A 19,638-nucleotide genomic window follows, 5' to 3' on the forward strand; every position below is an offset into this window, starting at 1 on the left:
TATATTCTGATAGTGCTTTTTGTCGCGGCGGTGATGCTCACCATCTTTTCCGGTCTGATTGCCGACTGGCTGATGGCGCGTGAAGAACGGAAAAAGAAAGCCGCCGCCGAGGCCGAGGCCAAATCAGGCTGAGCGGCGGGCGGGTGTTGTCGCGCATTCGCGCCATTCATGACGACCGCGCCGCCTCCATGCTACAATCGGCGGCATGACCAAGCAGGAAAAAATCCGCAAGATGCTGGAAATGCAGAAGCGGTTCATGGAAAAAGAGCAAAGCGACGGCGTCTCGATGAAGGAGTACCTGTCGCCGTCCGAAGGCTCGCCCCTCGACAACTACCGCGAGGAGTATGCGAAACTCGCGATGGAGATTGTGGACGAGGCCCACGGCGAAGTGGGCTCGAAGCGCTGACCCGCAGGCGCGCGCACGCCGCATGAACGCGCACATCGCATCCGCGCACACCGCACCAAAGTGACGCGCCTGAAAGTGACGGCGGGCGACCTGACCCGCGAACTCGAAGTGCCCGACGAATTGCTGGCCGAGGCCGAGGATTTCTTCGCCCGCCTCGACGCCGACATGGACCGCGGCTGGCAGATGAGCAGGCGCTGGGTGGACAATCCGGACGCGACGCAGCGCTGCCAGATACTCGCCGACCGCATCCTGACCGCCTGGCACAACAAAAACCCGCAGATGGCCGGCCTCGCCGCCGCCTACATCCTGAAACGCCTGCCCGGCATTCGCCATGTAACGATAGACATCACCGGCGACATGACCCAAACCCGCTTTGAACACGCCGACGGCGAGGCATGAGAGTGCTATTGGGCAACACCACACCACTGCTTTATGGAGAACGATATGACCAAGCATTTTGACATCAAGAACTTCACGAATTTAGGAGCTCTTGATGGACAATACCAGACGCAGTTGAACCGTTTGAAATCAAAAGGTTTTGAGACATCAAACATCGAGGACACTGTAAATAAAGCATCTTCGAATTTGTCCAGCGACAACCCCGCACCTTTCGTTATATATGGCGAACCGCAAAGCGGAAAAACCGAGATGATGATTTGCTTGTCAGCCAGATTGACTGATGATGGTCATAAATTTATTGTTCTTTTGCTAAATGACAGCGTGGATTTGCTTGACCAAAATCTTGGCAGATTTCAGTCAAGTGGCCTCGCACCATCTCCTAAAAATTTCACTGAGATACTTGATCCAGACTATGACTTGAAAAACTCATCCCATATTGTGTTTTGCAAGAAGAATGCGAGAGACTTGGAGAAGTTGATTGACAAGTTCGACAATCTCGGCCAAGTGATAATTATTGACGATGAGGCTGATTACGCATCACCTAATGCCAAAATTAATGCAGATGCCCAAACAAAAATTAATGAACTCATCGAAAAACTTAAGGGCTCCGATGGTCTTTACGTCGGCGTGACAGCCACCCCTGCCAGATTAGATGTGAACAATACTTTTGGGAACATTGCGACAAAGTGGATTGAGTTTAAACCTCATACGAAATATACAGGGCAAAAGGATTTTTTCCCTATTGAAGATGACTGTGCTTACTCACTCCGTTTGCTGCCCATTGATGGCGATAATCCTGAGTATGTGAGGAAAGCATTTTTTAGATACTTAGTCGCCAGTGCTTGTTTAAACCACAAGCAAGCTACTGTTGATTATATAAATTACTCCATGCTTGTTCATACCAGTGGCAAGATAGATGACCATCAGCAGGATTTCAAGAATCTGCAAAAGATCATCCAGATTTTGTGTGACGAAAATAATAGAAAGTATGCGCGTTATGCTGAAGAAATTTGGACGCAAGCCGGCAAACGTTACCCAAATGCCAATCCAGACGATTTGACTCGATTTATAATTCGTAATATTTCACAACATAAATTGATAGTTCTAAACTCTAAAAGGGACGTTACCGTAAACGGTGAAAGCGCGAGTAATCCAAAATCCCTGTTCACTGTCGTTATTGGCGGAAATATTGTTTCCCGAGGGGTTACATTCAACAATCTTTTGTCCATGTATTTTACACGCGATGTGAAAAATAAAATCCAGCAAGATACTTATATCCAGCGTGCCAGAATGTTTGGGGTAAGAGGAAAGTATTTAGAACATTTTGAATTGTCTATTCCTGAAGATTTATACAATGATTGGCACCGGTGCTTTGTGTATCACAAGCTGTCACTTGATAGTGCAAGAAACGAGAATGCCCCCATCTGGATTACCGATAAAAGAGTAGCAGCCGTCGCGCCTTCAAGCATAGACAAATCCAATGTTTTTCAAACGAATAAAGGTGAGATGTCGTTTGAGCTGTTTGATTATTCTGAAGCAAAAGTTGAAGAAAAGTTGGAAGGAGTTTCGGAAAAGAAGCTGACAAATATTGCAGTTTTGGAAAAGTTCGCTGACTATCTCGGAGAGGAAAGTTTCCCGCAACATTTGCTGAATTTTATAAAGCACTTTGACGGAGGGAGCGCAGGAATAGCCATCTACCCTTCCCATAATATCGCCGATGATAAAGAAGACTCCTCCAGAGGAGATGACTTTTCAAAGGTGTTTCGCTCAAGAGGTTTTTGGGGTCAGTTCAACAGAGATAAGATGGGAGGTGCAGTCCATCATTTCAAGATATTCTACAATAGCGACAACAAGGCCCGACTTTTCTATCGCTATGATTGTGACGACATAAAATCCCTTAGATTTATTGAAAATCGCAAGCACAGGTGATTATACAATGTCAAAAGATTACGAGAGATATCACGGAATTGTTATAAGGTCCTTGGTTACGCATTTACCCGAGGGTGTGCATATTCAATGCAAGGATATACATGGAATAGCCAATTGTTTCCAAATCAACCAAAACACTGGTTTGCTCATCAAACACTCGTCCAGCCGTCGTTCTCCCTGGGTATTCTCATTTACAGGGGACAATTTGGCCGAACTGGAACTTCTGTCTGGTGAGTCCCCAAAAGCGACATTTGTCGCTTTAGTCTGTGGTTGGGACGGATTTTTAATCCTGAGTGAAGCCGAGTTGAAAGATTTAGCCGACAGGAAAAATGTCGAGAGTTCCCTTTCAATACATGTCAAGCGTGGCAAACACAAAATGTACTCAGTCGGCGGTCGAAAAAAGCTTAAGCGGCAAAAACAAAAGGGGTTTTCTCAGGATTTCTTTCAGTGTTTGGAAAACTGAAGAACTATCTCTGTTTTCATCCTGTTGCCAATCTTGTTATCCGGACTGATGGGCAAATATCGGGCACCATTCACTATTCTCCTTGATTTCCTTTCTTCTAATTTCAAGCCATATTTTTTAGCGAACAAACACAAAATTTTATCGTTATAAATTTTTGTTCCACGCTGCATTGAATTGCCAACTACAAAAATGAGCTTTCCGGTTTCCGCAAGATGGCCGGAAAGTTTTCCCAGCAATCGGTCACAATCATCAATGTAGCGAAACAGGAACCTTTTTATACGCGGGCTAACTGCCTTACCTTTGCATACAGCCCTGGATATTTCCTGAATTTCAGGATTTTCCATGAGTTCTGTAATCCCTTTCTCAGACCCAATTGACTTTTGCCTGACACGCCTTAGCTCGGGAATCGTATATCCCATCCATACAAGCGAGAATTTATGCCCTCGCATATAATCAATAGCATTCAAATAAGGGGGGCTGGTAATTATCGCGTCAAATTTCTCATTGGTTTTGATTGCCCTGCAATCTTTATTTGTAACAGAGGCGTCTGCTTTAGCCGGATCTCTTTCAATAATTTGTATCAACTGTTCGACAGAATTAAAAAATTCCAGAATAGTGTCAAAATCATTTTCTACTTTCTTTTTGTGAGGCCTGCTGTGTGAAACATCCCAAGCCAGGGACGCACCTCTAAACTTCGTTACAATAATCCTGCTCAACGCAATATGAAAAAAGTCAAGAGTTCTGCCTTTGGGAACAAGCTTCTCAATAACAATAGACAACCTGTTAAGGTCTTCCCTTTGACTTCGCGCAAACCAGTATTCCACAAAATTTTGTGTTTCCGGGCATTTGGCGAAACGACATCTCCTTTTTCTCCTCTTTTCCACTTCTGACTTTATTTGCAAAGCTTTTTCCCTTAGTTTTTTCGTATCAAATCTGCTGCACCAAATTCGGGACATCTTGACGGCAAGCGGATCAATATCCCAACCAAAGACTTTATGTCCGGCATCAATGCCGTGCCTCAAGGTTGTCCCTGACCCGCACATCGGATCAAGTATTTTCGAGCCATCCGGAAGCCGGCTGATTTTCATCTTGGCAAGCTCGGGTGCCATACGAGCCGGAAAAGGATGCATATTCATTCGTCTCATTTCTTTCAACTCCTTGTTGCTGTCAGAACGCTATCAAAATAATCGGCTATGCCTGTCCATTTTCAATTCATTGCATATCGGAGACAGGCTGGCGCGAACGGTGTTTGGTGTTTCTTGATTATTGTAACGCGCCGTTCCCATATCTCCACCAATTAATGTTCAGCGCGCCAGCAAACGCGATCGCAGTTCCGTCCAGACGGTGGAAAGCGGCGGGCGTTGTATCGGGCGGCGGCGCACCGGCGACGCCGGCAGCAGGCCGCCGCCTTCACGCTCGCCTTCGCGCTCGGCGACGCGGAAGCGGAACGAATAGACGCCGCCGGTGCCCATGCGCAGGTCAATCCAGTCCACGCCGTCGTCGCGCTCCTCGTAGAAATAATAGCCGTGCGAGAAATCAATCAGCCGCGCCAGTCCGGGGCTGTCGGCGGCGAGCGCGTCGAGTGACGCGCGTTCGGGGTGCGCCGGCGTCTTCTCAAGCACCGGCGGCGCGCCCGGCGACAGCACCGAATACCAGCCCTGCCAATGGCCGTCGTCGGTGACGGCCAGCGCCCGCCACAGCACGATGTTGAACGGCATGTTCATCGTCTTGATGCCGCGGTGCTCAACGCCGCGCGCGGCGAGCGCGTCGGCGAACACCTGCCCGGCGTGCACCTTCAGCGCCAGCCCCGCAACCAGATAAGCGGTGCTGAGCGCCAGCGCCGCGCGCGTCGCGCGCCGCCGCGTGCCGGGCGCGCGGCGCACCATCAGCATCCAGGCAATCGCGGCCAGCAGCGGCAGCGTGTAGAACGGATCAATGATGAACAGACTCGACAGCGCGAACGGGTGGTCGCTCAGCGGGTACAGAATCTGCGTGCCGTACACGGTGCACAAGTCCACGACGATGTGCGTCACGAAACACCACAGCAGCAGATGCAGCCACTGCCTGCGCGCCAGCCCCGCGCGCGGCAGAAAACGCGCGCAAAACGCTGCCAGCAGCCACGCCGCGAACGGCGCCGCGACCAGCGAATGAGTCAGCGCGCGGTGCCCGGTGAAGCGCTCGACATCGCCGGCAAAGAACGACGCCAGCAAATCAAGATCCGGCAGCGTGCCGGCGACAGCGCCCAGCAGCAGCGCGCGATTGCCGATGCGCCGCCCGGCAACCGCCTCGCCGACGACCGCGCCCAGCGCCGCCTGCGTTACCGAGTCCATCTCAGGCGTCCACCCTGCCGACAATCGCACTCAACATCGTCTGCGTTACCGGGTTCATCTCAGGCAACCGCCTCGCCGACGACCGCGCCCAGCGCTGCCTGCGTTACCGAATCCATCTCAAGCGTCCGCCGCCGGCCCCGGGTACACAACCGGCTCCGGGTCAATGCTGCGCCACAGATACCAGGTCGCGACGGTGCGCCACGGCTCCCAGCGCGCGGCAATCGTCCGCAGGCGCGCGTCGGCCAGCCGGCGCCCGCCGTTGTACTGTTGCTCCATCGCGTTGACAAGGCCGAGGTCGCCGAGCGGCAGCACATCCGGATGCTTCAGGTAGAAAATCGCGAACATCTCGAAAGTCCACGGGCCGATGCCGGTGATGGACAGCAGCGCGGCGCGCGTCTCGTCCAACGGCCTTCGCCAGTAGCGCGGCGTGACGCGGCGGTGGACGAAAAACTGCGCGATGTTTTTCAGGCAGCGCGCCTTGTTCTGCGACAGGCCGCAGCGGCGCAGCGTGCCGAGATGGCAGCGGTGTATCCGGTGCGGCATCATCTCGTCGCCGAAATGCGCCAGCAGGTTGCGCCACACGCTGTCGGCGGCCTGCAATGAAATCTGCTGGCCGACGACCGCGCGGCACAGGGTCTCGAACGCATCGCCGCCGCCGCGCAGAACGCTGCCGCGAAACTCGCGCACCAGCCGCGCCATCACCGGGTCGCGCCGCGACAACTCGGCGCACGCGCGCGTCCAGTACGCCGGGCGCCTGCCGCTGCCGCGCCGCTCAGGCACGGGCGGCCCCGGCGCCGTCGGCGCGGCGTGATTGCAGGTTCCAGAACATGCGGTAGAGGCCGCCTTCGGCCAGCAGTTGCTCGTGCGTGCCCTGGCCGACGATGCGCCCGCGGTCCATGACCAGAATGTGGCCGATGTGGACGACGGTGGACAGCCGGTGCGCGATGACCAGCGTTGTGATGCCCGCCGACGCCCGTTCCAGCGCCTTCAATATCGCCTTCTCCGAGCGCGAGTCAAGGCTTGAGGTGGCCTCGTCAAACACCAGGATGGACGGCTTTTTCAGCACCGCGCGCGCAATCGAGACCTTCTGCTTCTCGCCGCCGGACAACTTCAGGCCGCGCTCGCCGACCAGCGTGTCCCAGCCGTCGGGCAGGCGCGCGATGAAATCGCCGAGGTCGGCGGCGCGCGCCGCCGCCAGCACCTCCTCGCGCGATGCGCCGGGCCTGCCGTAGAGTATGTTGTCGTAAATCGTGCGGTTGAACAGCACCGTGTCCTGCGGCACGATGCCGATGCGTTGGCGCAGGCTGTGCTGGGTGCAGTCGCGCACATCCAGCCCGCCGACGCGGACGGCGCCGCGCTGCACATCGTAGAAGCGGAACAGCAGCCTCGCCAGCGTGGACTTGCCGGAACCGGACGGGCCGACGATGGCGACCTTGCCGCCGGCGGGCACCGAAAAATCCGCGCGCTCGATGATCTCGCGCCCGGCGCGGTAATGAAAGCCGACATTGTCAAACACGACATCGCACGCGCCTTCGGGCAGTTCAACGGCGCCGTCGCGGTCGCGCACCTCGCGCGGCTGGTCGAGCAGGCGGAAGATCAAATCCATGTCGGCCAGCGCGTAGCGCACCGCGCGATAGACGACGCCGAGCATGCCGAGCGGCAGGAACAGTTGCAGCATCATCGTGTTGACCAGTATCAAGTCGCCCAAAGTCATGTCGCCGGCGATGACGCCGGTGGCGGCGAAGAACATCACCGCGGTCAAACCGGCGGCGATGATCAAACCCTGGCCGAAGTTCAGCGCCGACATCGTCGTCTGGCTCATGACCGCGGCCTGCTCCCATTCCTTCAGCAGGCCGCCGTAGCGCCGGCATTCCGCCTCCTCGCTGTTGAAATACTTGACGGTCTCGTAGTTGATGACGCTGTCCACCGCCAACTGGTTGGCCTGCGAATCAAGTTCGTTCATGCGGTAGCGAAAACGCACGCGCCAGTTCGTGAACAGCACCGTGAAGACGACATAGACGGCGACCGTCGAGAACACCGCGGCGCCGAAATGCGCCGGGTAAAGCCCGAACAAATACAACGCGACCAGCGCGAATTCCGCCGTCACCGGCAGGATGTGAAACGCGAGGTAGTTGAGTATCGTCGAGACGCTCTGCGTGCCGCGCTCCAGGTCCCTGAACACGGCGCCGGTCTCGCGCTCCAGGTGAAACCGCAGCGACAATTGGTGCAGGTGCGACAGCACCCGCAGCGACAGCCGCCGCATCGCGCGGTAGCGCACGCGCGCGAACACGGCGTCGCGCAGTTCGTTGAACAGCGCGCTGACCAGGCGCAAACCGCCGTAGGCGGCGAGAAACACCAACGGCAGCGCCAGCGCCCGCCCGCGCTCGGTGTCGAGCGCGTCCACGATTTCCTTCAGTACCAGCGGCACGCCGATGACCGCGAGTTTGGCGACCACCAGGCAGGTGAGCGCGAACACCACGCGCCCGCGGTATTCCCACAGGTACGGCAGTATCCGCCGCAGGTTGCGCCAGTCGGCGCGTTCGCCGTGCGGGCGGCGCGTGCGCCGCACCAGCGCCGACATCACGCGCGCCGAGTTGGCCATGCTGCGGATGCCGTCCATCACCGTCAGCGCTCGCGCTCGACGACGAAACCGGCCAGCGCCTCAAGCGCCGCCTTGCCCGGCGAGGCCGCCAACGGCGCCAGGCATTCGCGGGCGCGGGCGGCGTAGTGGCGCGCGCGCTCGCGCGTGTAGTCGAGCGAACCGGCGGCCTCAAACACCGCCAGCGCCGCGTCGAGGCCGTCGTCGCCGCCGAAGGCGCCGCGCAGCGCGTCGGCGTCGCGCGGCCCGCAATGCGCGAGCGCGTGAATGAAGGGCAGCGTCGGCTTGCCCTCGCGCAGGTCCTGGCCGCGGGTCTTGCCGGTGCCGGCGCCGGTGTAGTCGAGCAGGTCGTCCACCAGTTGAAACGCAAGCCCGGTGTTAAGCCCGTAGCCGGCGGCGCATTCCAGCACCTCGCCGCCGGCGCCGGCGACCATCGCGCCGCCGCGGCAGGCGACCTCGAACAGCGCCGCGGTCTTGCACTCGATGACGCGCAGGTATTCGTCCTCGCCGGTGTCGGCGCGGCGCAGGTTGACCAGTTGCCGCACCTCGCCCTCGGCGATGACATTGGTCGCGCGCGACAGCGCCGCAGGCAGGCCGGCGTGGCCGATTTCGCAGATCATCTGAAACGCGCGCGAATAAAGAAAGTCGCCGACCAGCACGCTGGCGGCGTTGCCCCAGATGTCGCGCGCCGTCCGCCTGCCGCGGCGCAGCGCCGAGTCGTCCACGACATCGTCGTGCAGCAGCGTCGCGCTGTGGATGAACTCGATGCCCGCCGCCAGTTCCAGGTGGCCGCGGCGCACGCCGCCGCCGACCAGCGCCGACAGCAGCACCAGCACCGGGCGCAGGCGCTTGCCGCCGCCGGTGACATGGCCGCCCAATTCCCCGACCAGCGGCAGGCCGGAATGCAGGCGGCGCTCTATCAGCGCGTCCACCTGCGCCAGTTCGCCGCTGATTTGTGATGTAATTTCAGTGATTTGCGTTTCCATGGTTTTTCCGCCGGGGGCTTGAATCTGCCGCCCGGATGGATATAATCGGCGGTTCATCCACCAACCCTATGATAACAAGGAGGAGAAACCCAATGGCAGAACAAGGACAAACACAGGAACAGCAACAGGCGGAATTTCCGAAGATAGATTTCGACCAGTTGCCCGACATGCGCGAGACCATCTCGGGCATCATCGGCCTGCTGTGCTATTCAGACACCGATCTTCGCGCAATGCTGCTGAACGACGGGCTGAACAAGCAAAACCTGACAGTCGTCACCGACAAGATACGCGCGTTCTACAGCCAAATTGGCAAGGAAGCGCCGGACCTGTCGTGGATGGAGGGCACCAAGTTCAACATCCACAAGAACGACGACAACACCTACGTCATTCCGCTGCCGCACACCGAGTGAGGACGCGGGAGCATCCCTGATGATTTACGCGGTCATCGCCACCGGCGGCAGACAATACAAGGTGTCGCCGGGGGATGTCATTCGTGTCGGGAAACTCGGCACGGAGGAAGGCAAGGCGGTTGTTTTCGACAAGGTGCTGCTGGTGAACAACGACGGCAACCTCGACATCGGCGCGCCCTACCTTGAGAACAGCGCCGTCGCCGGGAAAGTCGTGCGCCATGGCCGCGACGAAAAAATCCGCGTCATCCGGTTCAAGCGGCGCAAACGCCATTTGCGCCGCCTTGGGCACCGCCAGCCGTTCACCGCGGTTGAAATCACCGGCATCAACCCGTAAGGACTTGCGGGGGAGAACGGCATGGCGCACAAGAAAGCGGGCGGCAGCACGCGCAACGGCAGGGATTCCGAATCGAAACGCCTCGGCGTCAAGAAATTCGGCGGCGAGACGGTGCGGGCCGGCAACATCCTCGTGCGCCAGCGCGGCACCCACTTCCACGCCGGCGCCAATGTCGGCTGCGGGCGCGACCACACGCTGTTCGCGCTGACGGCGGGCGCCGTCGTGTTCGCGCGCAAAGGCGCGCGGCGCAGGCGCACCGTCAGCGTCGTCCCCGCCTGACGGCGGCCCTTCCCCGCCGGCAGCGCCCGGCCATCGTCCGCCACCGGCGGCGCACACAGCGGCGCACGGCACATCATGAAATTCGTTGACGAGACTGAAATCACCATCATGGCCGGTGACGGCGGCGGCGGCTGCGTCAGTTTTCACCGCGCGCGTTCGCTGCCGCACGGCGGCCCCGACGGCGGCGACGGCGGCGACGGCGGCGGCGTCTGGCTGACGGGCGACGAAAACCTCAACACGCTGGTGGACTTCCGCAACCGCCGCCTGTTCCGCGCCGGCAACGGGCGCCCGGGGCGCGGCGGCAACCGCACCGGCGCCAATGGCGAAGACCTGCTGCTGCGCGTGCCGCCCGGCACCGCCGTGCACAACACCGAAACCGCCGAGTTGATTGGCGACATCACGCAGCCCGGCCGGCGCCTGCTGGTCGCCAAAGGCGGCGCCCGCGGCCTCGGCAACACCCGCTTCAAGTCCTCGACCAACCAGGCGCCGCGGCGCTCGACGCCGGGCGGCAAGGGCGAGTGCCGCACGCTGCGGCTGGAGTTGAAACTGCTGGCCGATGTCGGCCTGGTGGGGCCGCCCAATGTCGGCAAATCCACGCTGGTGGCGGCGGTCAGCGCGGCGCACCCGAAAATCGCCGACTACCCGTTCACAACGCTTTATCCGGTGCTCGGCGTCGTCAAGACCGGCGACTACGACAGTTTTGTCATCGCCGACATTCCCGGCCTGATTGAGGGCGCCGCCGACGGCGTCGGCCTCGGCACGCAGTTTCTGAAACACTTGCAGCGAACGCGCCTGCTGCTGCATCTGGTGGACATCGGCGGCGGTGAACCGGCGGCGGCGGGCAAACGCCTGGTGCGCTCGCTGGAAAAGGAGATGGAACGCTTTGACGCCGCGCTGATTGGCAAGGAGCGCTGGCTGGTCTGCACCCGCGCCGACACGGCGACGCCCGCCGAGGGCGACGAACGCTGCCGGCAACTGGTCGCCGAACTCAACTGGCGGCGGCCATGGTTCAAGATATCGGCGGTGTCGGGCGAGGGCCTCGGCGAATTGACGCGCGCCATCACGCGTCGCCTGCGCGCCGGCATTGCGGAGGCGCCGGCGACGGCGGCGGCGGTCGCATGACGGCGGCGGACACCATCCTGCTGACCGGCCTTGAAGTGCGCGCCACCGTCGGCATTTTCGACTGGGAGCAGCAGATTGAGCAGACGCTTCGCATAGACCTTGAGATGGCCGCCGACGCCGAAGCCGCCGCCGCGTCCGACCGCATCGAGGACACGCTCGACTACAAGGCGGTGGCGAAGCACACGCAGGAATTCATCGCCGCAAGCCGCTGCGCGCTGGTCGAGACGCTGGCGCACCGACTCGCCGAAGAACTGATGCGCGAATTCGGCATCCGCTGGCTGCGGCTGACGCTGCGCAAGCCGGGCGCGGTGCGCGGTTCGCGCAGCGTCGGCGTCGCCATCGAGCGCGGGAAACGCCGATGAACCGCGTGTTTCTGAGCATCGGCAGCAACATAGACAAGGAGAAGAACATCGCCTCGTGCGTCGCCGCGCTGCGCCGGGTGTTCAGCCCGCTGACGCTGTCGTCGGTCTATCAGTCGGCGGCGTTCGGCTTCAACGGCGGCGACTTCTACAACCTGGCGGCGTCGTTCGAGACCGCGATGCCGCCGCTGGCGATCGAGAAAATCCTGCGCCGAATTGAAAAAGAGCATGGCCGCGTGCGCGGCGCCAACCGTTTTGAGTCGCGCCAACTCGACCTCGACCAGATTCTGCACGGCGACCTCGTCATCGAGGACGGCGGCCTGCAACTGCCGCGCGCCGAAATCGCCGAACACGCCTTCGTGCTGGGGCCGCTGGCCGAAATCGGCGGCGGCGTCGTCCACCCGGTGCTGAAAAAAACCTGCGCCGAACTGTGGGAGCGCTTTGACAAGACGCGCCACCGGCTGACGCGCGTGCCGATGGCGCTGCCGCCGGACGGATAACTCATCGGCGGCGCACCGGCGGCGCGCCCGCGGTGCGCGAACAGTGCACAAAAGGCGCGCCAACAGCGCAAAAACAGGCGCCGTCGTCCGTTCAACAACCTTTGTCAGTGGCCCCGAAGCGCGCCGCCGGCGTTATAATGGCCGCAATCCACTGACAAAGGAGAAACATGATGAGAACACAGACAGCAACTGAACTGCCGGCCACCAACGAGATTGTCTCGGCGCTGCTGGCGGCGAAATACGCGGACGACCAGACGCTGCTGCAAACCGTCAGGGACAACCCGCAGACGGCGCTGAACGGCAGCGGAGTGGCGGTCACGGTGCGCGCGGTGCAAAACACCGAAGACACGCTGCATATCTGCGTGCCGGACTACGATGTGCTGGCCGACATGAAACTCGACGACGAGCAACTGGCCCAGGTGTCGGGCGGCGAGATTTTCATCTCCATCGGCATCGCCATCAGCGCCGCGTTTGTCGTCGGCACCGTCGCCACCGTCGTCGGCGTGAAAGTCACCGAAGCCAACAGGGAAGAGTAGGTCCTCCCGTTTGCGAAGCGGCGCCGGGTCATGCACCGGCGCCGCGATGTCAGGCGGGCGCCCGCCCGCCGTCCACTGCAATCGTCTCGCCGGTGATATAAGCGGCGGAGGTCACCAGAAACAACACCGTTTCCGCCACATCGGCGGGTTCGCCGGTGCGCGCCAGCGCGGTGCGCTGCAAGACGGCGCGGCGGCGCGCGTCGTCGTCGCCGGCGCCGCCGTCTTCGGGCCACAGAATGGCGCCGGGCGCGACGGCGTTGCAGCGCACCCGCGGCGCCAGTTCCAGCGCGAGCGAGCGCGTCAGCATCGCCAGCGCCGCCTGCGTCGCGCAATACGCGGCGTGGTTTTTCAGCGGCTGCGAGGCGTAGAAGTCGGTCAGGTTGACGATGCAGCCTTCGCGGCGCGCCAGTTCCTGCGCCAGTTCCCCGGCCAGCAGCAGCGGCGCCTTCAGGTTGACGCCGATGAGTTCGTCCATGCGCGCGTCGTCGGCAGCCGCGAGCGGGGTCTCGAAGAACACCGAGGCGTTGTTGACGAGCGCGTCAAGACGCCGCCAGCGCGCGCACGCCGCGCGCGCCAGTTCGCGCACCGCCGCCGCGTCGCGCAAATCGGCGGCCAGCACGCAGGCCGAATCACGCCGCGCGGCGTTCAATTCGTCCGCCAGCGCGCGCGCGTCGGACTGCGAGCGGCGGCAATGCAGCGCGACATTGAAACCGGCGCCGTGCAAAGCCCGCGCAATGCAGGCGCCGATGCGCCGCGCACCGCCGGTAATCAGCGCCGCCTTGTGGTTATCCGTCGTCAAATCCGTTCACCGCAAACCGGCGCAATGATACCGCAACGCACGCGCGCCGCCGGCAATCGGCGCCGTCAAACCTGTTCACCGCAAACCAACGCAACGATACCGCAGCGCACGCGCGCCGCCGCCGCGACGCCGGTCGCGCCGCGCGGCGTGCTGTTATACTCGGCGTCCGATACCGCCGCCGCGCGCCACCGATGGATATTTTTCAAAGCGTTGTTCTGGCCCTCGTGCAGGGCGTCACCGAATTCCTGCCGGTGTCGAGTTCGGCGCACCTGGTGCTGGTGCGCGACTGGCTGAACTGGCGCGGCGAACACCTTGCCTTCGACATCACGGTTCACGCCGGCACGCTGTGCGCGGTTGTCGTCCACTGCCGGCGGCAACTGGCGGCGATGCTGCGCGCGTGCCTGCCGCGCGCGCCGCGCGACGATGAAAACCTCCGCCTGCTGGCCGCCGTCGCCGTCGCGTCGCTGCCGGTGCTGGTTGCGGGCTGGTGGTTTGAGCCGCTGGTCAGGGCGCACCTTCGCACAACGCCGGTCATCGCCGCGGCCACCGTCGGCTTCGCGCTGGCGCTGTGGCTGGCCGACGCAAGGCGCACCGGCGGCGTGCGCGGGGTGACGCTGGCCGGCGCCGTGTGGATCGGGCTGGCGCAGGCACTGGCGCTGGTGCCGGGCGCGTCGCGCGCCGGCGTTGTCATCACCGCCGGGCTGCTGCTGGGGCTGGCGCGCGCGCAGGCCGCGCAGTTCTCGTTTCTGCTGGCGATACCGGTCATCCTCGCCGCCGCCGCGCTGCAAGCGCTGCAACTGGCGCAAGGCGTTCATATTGAGGCGGTGGCGGCGGCGCCGCTGGCGGCGGGGTTCGCGGTGTCGGCGCTGTTCGCGCTGGCGACGATACGGCTGTTCATCCGCTTTGTCGAGAAAATCGGCCTGCTGCCTTTTGTGCTGTACCGGCTGCTGCTCGGCGCGCTGCTGTTCGGCCTCATGCTGCTGTAAGCGCGCCGGGTTTCCGTTCGCGCTGTTTCGCCGCCCGCGCAGCGTGGCGCGGCGATGCCGACCGCTGTCCGGCGACTGCCGTTCATCTTCCTGTCGCCTTGAGCGCGTCGAGTTTCAGTTCGCGCACGCGCTGTTTGACATCGCCGGCATTGCCCGCGCCGTCGTCGCTGCCGGCGAGCGCGGCGCCGAAATCAATCGCCGCAAGCGCGCGCAGCGCACGCCGGACACGCCCGGCGCCGGCGGGCGCCGCGCCGCGCGCCAGCGCGCAAACCGTCAGCAGCGCCTCAAAGCGTTTGCCCTTGCGTAATGCGTCGGCGCCTTCCAGCAGGTCAAGCAGTTCCTCGCGCGACAGCGCGTCGGCGCGGCCAAGCGGCTCCAGAAAACGCCCGGTGGCCGACACCAGCCAGCGGTAACGGTTCGGCAGTTTAAGCCGCTCGCACAGCGACACCAGCGGCGATTGCTGCAATGCCGATGGCGGCGGCTGTTGCAACGACTGCTGCGACACCGACGGCAACGCAAAACACGCCAGCAGCGCCAGCAGTATCTCCGGCGGGTGGCGCGCGGCGGCGGCCTCGTCAAGCGCGCGCATCGCGTCCGTGTCGTTCGCCGCCGCTTCCATTTCCGGCAGCACGCGCGCCAGCGCGCCGGTGCGCTTCATCACATCGAAAAAGACCGACGGGTGCGCCGTCGCCAGCGCCTTCTCCGTTTCCTGCCAGACGCGCTCGGCGACGAGATGGTCGGCCTCGCCCGACTGAACCATCGCCTGCATCAGCGTCATCGTCGCGTCGGCGACCGTGAAACCGGCGTCGTGCAGTTTCGCGGCAAAACGCGCGGCGCGCAGAATCCGAACCGGGTCCTCGGCGAAGGCCGGCGAGACATGGCGCAGCGTGCGCGCCTTGATGTCGCCGCGCCCGCCGTGCGGGTCCACCAGTTGCCCGTCGGCGGTGCGCGCCATCGCGTTGACGGTGAGGTCGCGGCGCGACAAGTCCTGCTCCAGCGTGACGCCCGGCTCGGCGTCAAAGGCAAAGCCGTGGTAGCCGTGGCCGGTCTTGCGCTCGGTGCGCGCAAGCGCGTATTCCTCGCCGCTTTCGGGGTGAATGAACACCGGGAAGTGCCTGCCGACCGGCTTGAAACCGCGCGCCAGCATGTCGTCGCGCGTCGCGCCGACGACAACCCAGTCGCGTTCGCGCACAGGCAGGCCGAGCAGTTCGTCGCGGACGCTGCCGCCGACGCGGTACACCTCCATGTCAGCGCGCCGCGCCGATGTAGTCCGGCGCCACTTCCTCCATTGAGACGGCGCAGCGCCGCCCGTCGTCGCAAACGCTGTCCACTTGCAGCGACAGGTAGTTGTCCACGCTGAACGGCTTGCCCGGCAGGCATTCAAACACGCGCGCCTGCATCAGCGACAATGTGTCGGGCAGGCCGACGACATTGATGCGCCTGCCGCTCAGGTGCGCGGTGTATTCGACAATCTCGCGCAGCGACCGGTCGTGCGGGCCGCACAGCGGCATGCGCTCGCCGCCGGCGCCGTCGTCATCCAGGCTGTCGGCCATCGCCCGCGCGACATCGCCGACAAAAACCGGCGCAAACATCGTGTCGGCGCAGGCCAGCGGAAACACGCCGGGCGCCCATTTCAGCAGCGCCGCGAAGCGGTTCAGGAACGAGTCGCCGCGCCCGAAAATCACCGACGGGCGAAAACTGGTCGTGCGGATGCCGTCGGCGGCGTGCGCGCAATCCTCGCCCTCGCCCTTGCTGCGAAGGTATTCGCTCGGCGCGTTGCGCGATGCGTTCAGCGCGCTGACATGCAGCAGGCGCGCAACGCCGGCGGCGCGGCAGGCGGCCACGATGTCCTCCACCAAACGGACATGAACGCGGCGGAAATCGTCGGCGTGAAAATGGCGCTTGTTCAGTATCCCGGCCAGGTTGACAACGCAGTCGCAACCGGCGACGGCCTGCGGCAGTTGCCGCGCCGACGCGCAGACGCGCCATTCAACGCCGCCGTCGGCGGCGCCGGCGCGGCGGCTGACGACGCGCACATCCACGCCGCGGCGGCGCAGTTCGGCGGTCAGCGCCGTGCCGACAAAACCGCCGCCGCCGATGACCGCCGCGCGCATACTCGTGAACCGGGTGAACGGGGTGTATCCATGGGAAACCTCCTGAAGCGTAGATGGCACATTAGCACAGTTGCGCGGGTGTATGGTATGGTAAATGGTTGCAGGAGACCGGACAAAACCCGCATGTTTCGCTTGATCAAAAACCGCCGGTGGCCGCCGGCGCTGGGCTGCTGGCTGGCGCTGACCACCGCCGCCGCCAATGTAACCGAGGACCCGCTGTACCGGCGGGCGCTGGCGCAGTTCAGCGCCGGCGACCTGGAAGGCTCGCACCGCCTGTTCAAGCAACTGGAGGAGGACCACCCCGACAACCCCGGCATCCTCAACAACCTCGGCATCATCGCCGCCCGCCTCGGCCAGTTTGACCTGGCGGCGCGGTTGCTGGAAAAGGCCATCGCCACCGACCCGGCCATCGCCACAAGCCACAGAAACCTGCGCGCGCTCTACGCGCACCGGGCGTCGCAGGCGTACAAGCGCGCGCTGTCGCTCGACTCGGTTGAAGTCGCCGCGCCGCAGTACGAGGCGGTCGGCGCCGCCGCCGCGATGACGGCGGCCTCAGCAACAACCGGCGCGCTGTCCGATGTCGTGCTGTCGGCGACGGAACTGGAAAAGCCGCTGATTGAGGAACCGGAAGAAACGCCGGCGCCGCCTGCGCGCGACACCAGCGACGGCGACGCGCTGATTGCCGCGAGCATCGAGCGCTGGGCGCGGGCCTGGGCCGGCAAGGACCTTGACGGCTATTTCGCCAGTTACGCGCCCGATTACCGGCCACGCGCCGGCGCCGACCACGAGAGTTGGCGGCGCCAGCGCCGCGAGCGCATCCTCGGGCCGCGCCGCATCAGCGTTGAAATCTCCAACCTCGCCATCCGCGACAACGACGGCGATTCGGCCCAGGTCGTCTTCCAGCAGGCCTACCGCTCCAACCTGCTGGCCAGCACCGTCATCAAGCGCATGTCGCTGCAAAACACCGGCGACGGCTGGAAGATTACGCGCGAACGGGTCATCCGGCGGCAATGACGGCGATGAACACAAGCGCGAACACAAGCATCACAGCGGCGGCGGTCGCCGTCTCCATCTGGCTGACGACGGCGGGCGCGGCGCCGAACGGCGTGCCGAACAGCGTGCCAAACAATGGCGCGGTCGCAAGAGAGCAGGCCGAAGTGGAACTGAACCGCGCGATTGAATCGCTCGTCTCGGGCCGCGGGCAGGAGGCGCTGGAAACGCTGTCCGGCTTGCTTGAACGGCACCCGAACTTCCGGATTGCGGCGATGGCCTACGCCGATTTGCTGGCGGCGCAGGCGCAGCAGCAGGCGCTGCTGCCGCTCGGCGACGGCGCCAAACGCCGCCTCGCCGACCTGCTCAACGAGGCGAAGGCGCGCGTGCGCCACCGCCCCGCCGACGGCGAACACCTGCCCGCCAACATCGTCCGTCTGTCCGACCGCCACCGCCACGCACTGCTGTTCGACGCCGCGCGTTCGCGCCTGTATTTGTTTGAAAACCACCGCGACGCGCCGCTGCTGGTCGCCGATTACTACGCCTCCTACGGCAAGGGCGGCATGGACAAGAACAGCGAAGGCGACAACCGCACGCCGACCGGCGTCTATCGCATCACCCATCGCCTTAACGACGACGGCCTCGCCGAACTCTACGGCGCCGGCGCCTGGCCGCTCGACTACCCGAACGCATGGGACCGCATCCACCGCCGCAGCGGCCACGGCATCTGGCTGCACGGCGTGCCGCGCATCACCTACAGCCGCCCGCCGCAGGCGAGCCGCGGCTGCATCGTCGCCAGCAACGAGGTCATCGGCGAACTCAGGCGAATGAAACTCGGCGGCGCGCCGGTGATACTGGCGAGCGATGTCGCGTGGCTTGAACGCGAACACTGGCAGCGCAGGCGCGACGGCCTGCTCGGCGCCATCCGGCAGTGGCAGGACGACTGGCAAAGCCTTGATGTCGAGAAATACCTCGCGCACTACTCCGGCGACTACCGCGACGGCAAGCAGGATTACCGGCAGATGACGGCGCGCACGCGGCGCAACGCGCGCGCCAAGACCTTCATTAAAGTCGGCGTCGGCGAGATTGACTTGCTGATGTATTCGCAGACGCCGGAATTGTTCGTCGCGCGCTTCAACCAGGACTACCGCAGCAACAACTACAACATCGCCTACCGCAAGCAGCAGTTCTGGAAGAAGGAAAACGGCGCCTGGAAGATCGTCTTCGAGGGCCGCGTTTAGGGCCGCGTCCGGCGCGCCCGGCGTTCAGCCGCGCGCGCGGATATGAAGCCGCAGCCAGCGCACCAAATCCACCCAGATGGTTCGCAAGTCGGCGTCGTCCGGCATCCGCCGCGACGACGCCAGTTCAATCGTCAGCACCGGAATGCCGAGGTCTTCGCCGGCGTAGCGCCCAAGCGACCCCGGAAAGGTCGGCAAATCAAGAAACGGCAGCGGCCCGAGGCCCGCGGGCGGCGCGATGTCCGCCGGGCCGTCGTAGTCCACAACGCCGTAGGGCGCGTGCACCGAGACGATGACATCGGGCCGGAAAGAGCGGATTTCGCGCGCCAGCCAGCGCGTCTCGCTCTCGCTTTCGGCGCGCGGGCCGGGGTAGCGGCGGCGGTCGCCGCCGGTGTGGTTGCGCCAGTAATGCAGCGCCTTTTCATCCCAGTCCCTGCTCGCCAGGTTGCGGTTCAGGTCGGCGCCGCCGCCGTTCGGGCGCACCGCCGGACTCTCCAGCAGGCCGTCGGGATTGACCGCCGGCGCGATGCGCCAGTGAAACAGGCCGGAATGGTGGCGGTCGAGAATGGCCATCCATTTGAAGACGACGCTGAACGACGCATATTCGTCGCCGTGCGTGCCGCCAATCAGCAGCACGCGCGCGTTGGGCTTGCGCGCGCCGAGCGGCGGGTACTCCTTGTAGAGCAGCGGCAAACCGCCGCTCGTGCGCACGCCGCTTTCAACGAGGCCGCGGTCGAGGCACTCGGCCACCGACACCGACGACAGTTTGCCGCCAATCAGGCGGCAGACCTCGGCGGCGCCGGCCTGCGGCGCGGCGGCGGCGGCGGGCGGCGGCGTGGCCATTGCCGCCAGCGCCACC

The 19,638-nt window shown here is 63.0% G+C and carries 23 protein-coding genes; 14 read left to right on the forward strand and 9 right to left on the reverse strand.

Annotated elements, in window-relative coordinates:
* Positions 1-205 precede the first annotated feature (205 nt).
* From OXU50_02015 to OXU50_02030, 4 genes are read left to right on the forward strand one after another with little or no spacing between them, the layout of a single operon-like run.
* Complete coding sequence (locus OXU50_02015) at positions 206-406, forward strand: hypothetical protein (GenBank protein MDD9868659.1); 201 nt, start codon at positions 206-208, stop codon at positions 404-406.
* 60 nt (positions 407-466) lie between these two features.
* A complete protein-coding gene (locus OXU50_02020) occupies positions 467-805 on the forward strand; it encodes a hypothetical protein (GenBank protein ID MDD9868660.1) in 339 nt (112 codons plus the stop codon).
* Between the two features lie 45 nt (positions 806-850).
* Positions 851-2,734, forward strand: a complete 1,884-nt coding sequence (locus OXU50_02025) for a DEAD/DEAH box helicase family protein (GenBank protein MDD9868661.1) — start codon at positions 851-853, stop codon at positions 2,732-2,734.
* Positions 2,735-2,741: 7 nt separating this feature from the next.
* Complete coding sequence (locus OXU50_02030; GenBank protein MDD9868662.1) at positions 2,742-3,197, forward strand: hypothetical protein; 456 nt, start codon at positions 2,742-2,744, stop codon at positions 3,195-3,197.
* On the opposite strand, the gene OXU50_02035 is transcribed toward OXU50_02030, so the two are convergent.
* The 5 genes from OXU50_02035 to OXU50_02055 form a co-directional block, all read right to left on the reverse strand.
* Positions 3,179-4,351: a hypothetical protein gene (locus OXU50_02035; protein MDD9868663.1), complete on the reverse strand. Its 1,173-nt coding sequence runs from the start codon at positions 4,349-4,351 to the stop codon at positions 3,179-3,181. The two genes, OXU50_02030 and OXU50_02035, sit on opposite strands and share 19 nt — an antisense overlap.
* 150 nt (positions 4,352-4,501) lie before the next feature.
* Positions 4,502-5,527, reverse strand: a complete 1,026-nt coding sequence (locus OXU50_02040) for a metal-dependent hydrolase (protein MDD9868664.1) — start codon at positions 5,525-5,527, stop codon at positions 4,502-4,504.
* Between the two features lie 117 nt (positions 5,528-5,644).
* A complete protein-coding gene (locus OXU50_02045) occupies positions 5,645-6,307 on the reverse strand; it encodes a DNA-3-methyladenine glycosylase 2 family protein (GenBank protein ID MDD9868665.1) in 663 nt (220 codons plus the stop codon).
* Positions 6,300-8,147, reverse strand: a complete 1,848-nt coding sequence (locus OXU50_02050) for an ABC transporter ATP-binding protein/permease (protein ID MDD9868666.1) — start codon at positions 8,145-8,147, stop codon at positions 6,300-6,302. The genes OXU50_02045 and OXU50_02050 overlap by 8 nt, the downstream gene beginning before the upstream one ends.
* A 5-nt stretch (positions 8,148-8,152) precedes the next feature.
* Entirely contained in the window at positions 8,153-9,112 is a 960-nt protein-coding gene (locus OXU50_02055; GenBank protein ID MDD9868667.1) for a polyprenyl synthetase family protein, read from the reverse strand.
* A 92-nt stretch (positions 9,113-9,204) separates the two neighbouring features.
* On the opposite strand from OXU50_02055, the gene OXU50_02060 reads away from it, so the two are divergent.
* The 7 genes from OXU50_02060 (at position 9,205) to OXU50_02090 (ending at position 12,652) form a co-directional block, all read left to right on the forward strand.
* Positions 9,205-9,522, forward strand: coding sequence for a hypothetical protein (locus tag OXU50_02060; protein MDD9868668.1), 318 nt, complete (start codon positions 9,205-9,207; stop codon positions 9,520-9,522).
* 22 nt (positions 9,523-9,544) lie between these two features.
* Positions 9,545-9,856: a 50S ribosomal protein L21 gene (gene rplU, locus OXU50_02065; GenBank protein MDD9868669.1), complete on the forward strand. Its 312-nt coding sequence runs from the start codon at positions 9,545-9,547 to the stop codon at positions 9,854-9,856.
* A gap of 21 nt (positions 9,857-9,877) precedes the next feature.
* Positions 9,878-10,135, forward strand: coding sequence for a 50S ribosomal protein L27 (gene rpmA, locus OXU50_02070; protein MDD9868670.1), 258 nt, complete (start codon positions 9,878-9,880; stop codon positions 10,133-10,135).
* Positions 10,136-10,210: 75 nt separating this feature from the next.
* Positions 10,211-11,257 carry a GTPase ObgE gene (gene obgE / locus OXU50_02075; protein ID MDD9868671.1) on the forward strand — a complete coding sequence of 349 codons (1,047 nt, stop codon included), beginning with the start codon at positions 10,211-10,213 and terminating at the stop codon, positions 11,255-11,257.
* Positions 11,254-11,619 carry a dihydroneopterin aldolase gene (gene folB / locus OXU50_02080; protein ID MDD9868672.1) on the forward strand — a complete coding sequence of 122 codons (366 nt, stop codon included), beginning with the start codon at positions 11,254-11,256 and terminating at the stop codon, positions 11,617-11,619. The genes obgE and folB overlap by 4 nt, the downstream gene beginning before the upstream one ends.
* The gene (gene folK, locus OXU50_02085; protein MDD9868673.1) at positions 11,616-12,116 is read left to right on the forward strand and encodes a 2-amino-4-hydroxy-6-hydroxymethyldihydropteridine diphosphokinase; all 501 of its coding nucleotides are present in this window, start codon (positions 11,616-11,618) and stop codon (positions 12,114-12,116) included. Before folB ends, folK begins: the two co-directional genes overlap by 4 nt.
* A 170-nt stretch (positions 12,117-12,286) precedes the next feature.
* A complete protein-coding gene (locus tag OXU50_02090; GenBank protein ID MDD9868674.1) occupies positions 12,287-12,652 on the forward strand; it encodes a hypothetical protein in 366 nt (121 codons plus the stop codon).
* Positions 12,653-12,701: 49 nt separating this feature from the next.
* Here the strand turns inward: OXU50_02090 and OXU50_02095 are convergent, their stop codons facing one another.
* On the reverse strand, positions 12,702-13,451 hold the full coding sequence (locus tag OXU50_02095) for a pteridine reductase (GenBank protein MDD9868675.1): 750 nt from the start codon (positions 13,449-13,451) through the stop codon (positions 12,702-12,704).
* Positions 13,452-13,642: 191 nt separating this feature from the next.
* Here OXU50_02095 and OXU50_02100 point away from each other — a divergent pair, with 191 nt between their 5' ends.
* Complete coding sequence (locus OXU50_02100) at positions 13,643-14,437, forward strand: undecaprenyl-diphosphate phosphatase (protein MDD9868676.1); 795 nt, start codon at positions 13,643-13,645, stop codon at positions 14,435-14,437.
* An 82-nt stretch (positions 14,438-14,519) separates the two neighbouring features.
* Here the strand turns inward: OXU50_02100 and OXU50_02105 are convergent, their stop codons facing one another.
* Positions 14,520-15,683 carry a multifunctional CCA tRNA nucleotidyl transferase/2'3'-cyclic phosphodiesterase/2'nucleotidase/phosphatase gene (locus OXU50_02105; protein ID MDD9868677.1) on the reverse strand — a complete coding sequence of 388 codons (1,164 nt, stop codon included), beginning with the start codon at positions 15,681-15,683 and terminating at the stop codon, positions 14,520-14,522.
* Between the two features lies 1 nt (position 15,684).
* Entirely contained in the window at positions 15,685-16,551 is an 867-nt protein-coding gene (locus OXU50_02110; GenBank protein ID MDD9868678.1) for a complex I NDUFA9 subunit family protein, read from the reverse strand.
* 123 nt (positions 16,552-16,674) lie between these two features.
* On the opposite strand from OXU50_02110, the gene OXU50_02115 reads away from it, so the two are divergent.
* Positions 16,675-17,565 (forward strand): tetratricopeptide repeat protein, encoded by an 891-nt coding sequence (locus tag OXU50_02115; protein MDD9868679.1) that lies wholly within the window; start codon positions 16,675-16,677, stop codon positions 17,563-17,565.
* Positions 17,562-18,782 (forward strand): L,D-transpeptidase family protein, encoded by a 1,221-nt coding sequence (locus OXU50_02120; protein MDD9868680.1) that lies wholly within the window; start codon positions 17,562-17,564, stop codon positions 18,780-18,782. Before OXU50_02115 ends, OXU50_02120 begins: the two co-directional genes overlap by 4 nt.
* A 24-nt stretch (positions 18,783-18,806) precedes the next feature.
* Here the strand turns inward: OXU50_02120 and OXU50_02125 are convergent, their stop codons facing one another.
* Positions 18,807-19,622 carry a M14 family zinc carboxypeptidase gene (locus OXU50_02125; protein ID MDD9868681.1) on the reverse strand — a complete coding sequence of 272 codons (816 nt, stop codon included), beginning with the start codon at positions 19,620-19,622 and terminating at the stop codon, positions 18,807-18,809.
* Positions 19,623-19,638 lie beyond the last annotated feature (16 nt).

The organism is Gammaproteobacteria bacterium, from assembly GCA_028817225.1.
In the GTDB taxonomy this organism is placed as follows: domain Bacteria; phylum Pseudomonadota; class Gammaproteobacteria; order Poriferisulfidales; family Oxydemutatoraceae; genus Oxydemutator.